Annotated in this window: 4 protein-coding genes and 1 other annotated feature; all 4 genes read right to left on the bottom strand. The window is 29.9% G+C overall.

Going from position 1 to position 6,169, the window contains the following annotated elements; all coding sequences use genetic code 11:
• On the bottom strand, positions 1-200 hold a 200-nt coding region (locus DWW96_RS10530; RefSeq protein WP_147339826.1), incomplete at its 3' end, for a class I tRNA ligase family protein.
• 117 nt (positions 201-317) lie between these two features.
• Positions 318-525, bottom strand: a binding site (T-box leader).
• A gap of 71 nt (positions 526-596) precedes the next feature.
• A complete protein-coding gene (locus DWW96_RS10525; RefSeq protein ID WP_022088313.1) occupies positions 597-1,376 on the bottom strand; it encodes a tetratricopeptide repeat protein in 780 nt (259 codons plus the stop codon).
• A complete protein-coding gene (locus DWW96_RS10520; RefSeq protein WP_117910373.1) occupies positions 1,373-2,608 on the bottom strand; it encodes a DUF5716 family protein in 1,236 nt (411 codons plus the stop codon). The genes DWW96_RS10525 and DWW96_RS10520 overlap by 4 nt, the downstream gene beginning before the upstream one ends.
• 15 nt (positions 2,609-2,623) lie before the next feature.
• Complete coding sequence (locus DWW96_RS10515) at positions 2,624-6,166, bottom strand: DUF5717 family protein (protein WP_117910372.1); 3,543 nt, start codon at positions 6,164-6,166, stop codon at positions 2,624-2,626.
• Positions 6,167-6,169: the final 3 nt, after the last annotated feature.

Here is a 6,169-nt window from a genome sequence, read left to right as displayed (position 1 = left end):
CTAATTAAAATATCCTGCATTGTATTGTCAAGGGCATGTCCCATATGAAGCTGCCCTGTAATATTTGGTGGTGGCATAACGATTGTAAATGGTTTCTTACTTCTGTCTACTTCTGCATGAAAGTATTTCTTTTCCTGCCATTTTTCATATAATCTGTCTTCAATATCGGCAGGATTATAGTTCTTTTCTAATTCCTTCATTGTGTACTCCTTTAAAATAATTTGTAATCCAGTCTGCAAATTATCATCCTTATGAACGGAAAAAGACAGCTTTAAAATGCTGTCTCTTTTGTATGTTTAAATCCACAGACATTTTCCTAAAAGGGCGAATATCCGCGGTACCACCTTTTGTTTTACTTATCATATCCTTAACGGGGACGAATCGTCATCAGCTACTGATAGTTTTTAACTGTTCACTGATGCTGCTCCAAAGCTACCTTCCCTCGCACTTACTTATAGGTCTTCCACCAACAACCTACTCTCTGTTAAGCAGTTACAAGATACTCCTCTTCATCATAGCATTTATTTTTTTCTGTTTTTTATCATAATAATTAAAAAGTTATTTGTCAACTGCCTAAGCTAAACCTTCACAATTTCTTAACTATTTATTTCTACAATATATTCTCTCTTACGTCGGCTAATATAATCTTTCTCAATTGTGTCGTTCCAATTTACATGAATATGAGCCTTAAGCTGTATGATTTCTGTTCTAAGTCTGTTAACTACCTGATCACTTACTTTGTATTTTTCAACATCGTTTTTCAAATTAGTAGCATTACCTGACATAAGGTCACACAATATTATTGACTCTAATGATTCTGCAGCACTATTTAATCTATATGCATTTCTAAATGCCACTAAAGCCTCATCGTACTCAAACAGTCTTGTATAGGCAACTCCTAAATTATTATAAACACTTCCATAAAAAGTTTCTGATAATTCACTATTTGTTCCCTTATTTATAATGCTCTGATAAAAAGAAATTGCCATATTATATTTATGATTATCAAGTAATATGTCTGCCTTAGCCTTTATTCTTTCGGCAGATGTTTTTGAATTAAGCATTACTAAATGTCTTTCTAAATCATCTGCTTCCTTTTGTGTGTAATATCCTGAATTTTTTATTACAAATGCAATCATTTCGCCTAGATTACCATTTTTATTTAATGCCTGTCTTAGCCCTGTTGCTATTGTTGTCTGCTTTAATTCATTTTCAATATAATCAATCAGACTTTCACTAAAAAATTCTTCATCCACTAAATAAAGATAATTATAAAGATAATAATTTAATTCTTCTATCGAATATATATTTTTATTAATTTCAGTTATATAATAAGGTTTTTCTGAGTGCAATGTGCACATTGTGATGTCACTCATACTGTCACTTCCTCTCTAACTACTTTTCCTGAGCTCTCATAGAATTCTCCAAATCCGATATCTTTTATCTCTATTGCAAACTTATTTTCATTTACATATGCAAATTTTATCCGGATTCTTACTGTCTTATTTTTTCTTGCCGGGAAATCCTGTAAATCAATATAAAAGTTTTCTGATTCTTTTGTAATAGGTGACTGTATTGTGAATTTTGCTATTGTCGGTTTATCCAAAATACATTCTGCAACAGCACCTGCTTCGTACCAGTTAGTTCCTATTTTTGAAAGCACAAGCTGTTTCTCGCTTCCCTGATGGTTTACTTCCATAGAAACATTTACCTTAGTTCTTCCCTTACAGGATATGATATAATCACTAAAATTTGAAATATAAAACAATTCTTTAGCACCATAAACTGCACCTTTTACTATCAGGTTATTTCCTTTAAATACACGTCGGTTGTTACATGTTTTTTTAAGTGTATTTTTCCAGTCTCCACTATAAAAACCTTCACCTGAAAAATATACTGCTGAAATAACGTGTTCATTCAATTCTTCGTCCATAAAATCTTCAAGAATTTTGTCAGCCTCATCAATATCTGTTTTAATATTATCAAATGTTAAAACATCATCTAATTTTTTCGTTTCTACATCTGCTATATGTGCTTCTCTTGTATGTCTTATGCTAAGTCTTCTATAAACAAGCCCCTGCTGTGAAAAATCCAACATTAAAACATTATTTACCCACACATCTTTATGCTGGTTTAACACATAGTAGATAAAACTTTCTGAATGGCTTAATATTTTTGTATTTTCTTTCTTATATCCTAAAGCTTCTATAGTTTCATAAAAGCATTCCATTATTTCCACTGTCAAATTATCTACTGTCATTACAATGCTTTTAATTATCTGCCCGTTTGTGTAATTTGCCGCTAATTTTACAAAATAAGCTATATATGCTTTCATCATTGCTCTATTCTGGTCTTTTAACTCATCATAAAACAATGCTTCCGGTAGGTTTGTAACAACTTTTCCACTTTCTCTCTGGCTTCTGTTAATTGCCTCTTCGCCTACTGACCATTCTTTTAATTCATCATTAAAAAACATAACTGTAGGTACAAGAAAATGCTTATCCTGTCCAACGCTAATTGATTCAGGCTCCCCTGTATCATTCAAAAATGCCAACTGAGAAAAATCACTTGAAAAATCTATTCCAAGAATAAGTGCTTTATTATTCATTGTTATTCCTCCTGCCTATAGTAACTTAAATAACTGTTCTGATGCATCCGTATGAAGTTCATATGTTTCCATAAGTTCTCTTGCATCCTTATCTCTGTGAAGTTCTTTGCAAATCATCATGCCGTTAAGCATTCCAAATCTTCCTTCATCATTAAAAATATCTTTCTGATTTATTTTCATTGTATATTTCTTTGTCTCAATACTGTCAGTTTCAGATATTTCTTCAAAATAATATTCTATTTCTTCTCCAAAGAACATAATTACATCTTTTGTAAATATTCCTGAATAAACACTACGCATTTCTTCAGTTTTTTCCTTTGTTTCGCCTGTTATGGATTTTATCTTATAAGTAATGTATACTTTATTCTTTGGATTTGTACGATAGTCAATTATGGTTTTATCCACTATATTGTATGGAACTGCAAACCATTTATTAAACTTCTTATAAAATTCAAATACAATATTCTTTTTAGCTAACTGACTCATCAGTTTCTTTGATGTTTCAATCTGTTCCTGTGTTACATGCTCACTTTCAATCACATGTGACAAATATCCGATTTTTGAAATAACTGTCACTTCCGTTCCATCCTTAATATCCTGCTGCATTATATCCCATGTTGAATCCGGACAAGGAATATTTTTAACAAAATAATTATATGAAACATATGTGTAAAACGCTTTTCTAATTGTTGCATATGAAGGATTCTGTACATATTTATTAAATATTCCATGAATTCTTTCACTTACATCCCCTTCAAAAATGCACTGAACAAGTAGTCTTTCCGTCAATGTGTTTTCAATTATGTTCTTTTTATTAATTTCCTCATATAACATAAACATTTCTTCGTTTGTTCCAAGGAAAAATCTTCCAAGATAAGCAAGAATTACTCTTGTAACCTTATTCATCCTAAATAATTTCACACACATTTCAAGTATAAAAGCATCTTCTTCAAACTCTGTTTCTTTAATTATTCCTGTACAAAATTCTTCAACACTTTCATCGCTTAATCTTTCCGGACCATATTCTAATATATACGGATATACACTCTTATATTTCTTATTTGCAATAAGTATTGACATTATTTTATTTCTGGAGTCTTTATCTAACTCGTTCATATTCATTTCCATTACATAATCATCATACTCATCTAAATAAGAATTCTTATAATAGTAAGAAACAATTTCATTTAAAAGATATTTTCTATATGTTCCTCTTATATTTTCAACATTAAGCATATCCTTTAACATCTGTAAAATATCAACATTTGCTGATTTTTTTATGTTTTTTTCTATCTTTGCTAACTTTAAGTAGATGCTTCCATTATCTACCTCAGAAATCTTAACATTTCTTAAAATTTTCCTGCATGTATATTCTATATTTACGTATTTGTTTCTATCTTTGTCCACAAATATTATTACAGGGTTGTCTGTATATATTTCAACAAAAGCCTCTCCTCCATTAAGGTGAACCTGCTGAGGTTCGTCTAATTCTTTATGGTATATTATAACTTCTGTAATATTTGGATTATCAACAGTTATTCTCCATGCATTTAATATACTAGGTAATGATTTTGTCATTCTGTTGTTAACAAAATGTGGTGTGAGCATTTTTTTGTACAATTCAATAAGATTATTATCAATATGCTTATTAATAATCTCTTCTTCTACATATTTTTCTAATCCGGCTTTGTATTTTTTATACATCTCACTTGCCTGGTCAAAATATTTAATTATATTCTGATATAAATATGCTTTATTATAGGCTAACGTTTCCGTTGTAAACGCAAAGTATTTGTATATCTGTGGATATAATTTAAACATTTTTGTTGTATCAATTGTGTACATATAATACTCGTAAAGTTTTGTTACTTTGACATCATGTTTAACTCCGGCATCATACCATTTAAAATAGAACTGTTTCTTTTTGTCTCCGCTTACAAGCATCTGGCAAATTCCTTCCAGTACTTTCACATCTTCTGTCTTTTCATATAAATCAGCCAATATTTCAAATTTTATTTTGTCAAATTGTTTTTCTTTTTCAAACAAAGTAACTATCTGCTTATTTAAATTGTCATTGTACATATCATATTTATTTATGAATCTCAAAAGTAATAATTCAAATTTATTTATAACCCTTAATAGTTCCGGTTGCTTTGAAATTATTTTTGCCGCTTCATACAACATCACAGGACTTGTACATCCTTTATTAAACTGATCTTTTACCAAAGTATATTTAAGACTTGGATTTTGGTCATATCTGTCATCCATGTACATTAACATCCACAATAATTTCCATGAATCATAACCATTTTCATAATAGTTCTTTATTTCTTTTCGAACTTCTTCTGTGTAAGTAGCATTTTGCTTATATATCGTTTTCAAATATAAATAATAGCAATATGCTTCAACACTCTTAAGTTTGTTATTTGTCTTACTTACTGATACTAATTTTGACAATTGCATAAGATATGAAGTAATCTGTTCTTCTTCACCATCTAATATTGTAAGTTGAGTTTTTATCAACAATGCCATTATATCTTCATTGTTATAATGTAATCTTTTCTCTGCAATGTCCTCTGTTGACTTTTTCCAATCTAATGAGTTTATCTTTCCGGTACGGAAATTCATATATAATCTCATCACATCAATAATATCCTTTTTATTTTCGATATATTTAGATATATCTTCTGTAGGATTGTTAACATGAATTTTATATGTTAAGGTCTGATTAACTGTCTTTAACACAATTTCTGCATAATTACTGCCCCTGTGTAATTTGAATGGATTTATCAAATATTCATATTCGCAGGTGTTTCCAATAAAATTGTCCAGATTTATTTCATTTTTGCAGTTATGAAGTATTTCACCATTAATTTCAACTTTTATGTCTACATATCCCCAACCACTCTTTGTAATTTTAAGAGAGTCTGCATAAGATTCCTTTATATCTTCGTATGTCTTTTCATTATCTACAATACTGATTGTAACAGGTTCTTTAAGGCCTTTTTTAACAAGGAATTCTTCCATTGCTATCTCTTTGTTATAATTTTTCATCAATTCATTGTACAAGGCTCTTGTATAAACATCCTGTCCGATAATGTTGTGTTTAAATTCTCTTGACATAAACAATTTAATAGCTTCCTCATGAGAATACTGAACTAATTTTGTAAAATCCTCAAGATTATTTATTGGTCCCATTGAAGATTCTATATTTTCTTCCTTCACATGAATATTAAAATTAACAGAAAACTCTCCGGCATTTGATACTATGTCTATTTTACCTGACACATCGTCTCCCGGATAAAGATGTTCAGTATTCGCCTCAAATCTGATTGTATTGTCTTTTCCTAAAAACTGATCATTTTTTAGTTTCAAATGATAATCTGAAGAATATACCACTCCTTTTATATTCATATTTGATTCAGAGCGGATGTTAAATGAGCCGTAGGCTATCTCCCCTTTTGCTAACACCATATCAAAGCTATTATGGGAAATCTGTGCCTTAGGCACTTCATAATCTACATTTCCAATTGCTAATTTTTCTATTAATGCTTTCAATTT

Origin of the sequence: Eubacterium sp. AF17-7 (assembly GCF_003461285.1) — a bacterium.
Lineage (GTDB): Bacteria > Bacillota > Clostridia > Lachnospirales > Lachnospiraceae > Eubacterium_U > Eubacterium_U album.
The sequence above is the reverse complement of the archived record's forward strand: the minus strand, read 5'-3'. Positions and strand labels throughout refer to the sequence as shown.

Bases quoted from the DNA above. Each gene is read 5' to 3' on its own strand.
- DWW96_RS10520 (WP_117910373.1), bottom strand. From the start codon at position 2,608: ATGAATAATAAAGCACTTATTCTTGGAATAGATTTTTCAAGTGATTTT.
- DWW96_RS10525 (WP_022088313.1), bottom strand. From the start codon at position 1,376: ATGAGTGACATCACAATGTGCACATTGCACTCAGAAAAACCTTATTAT.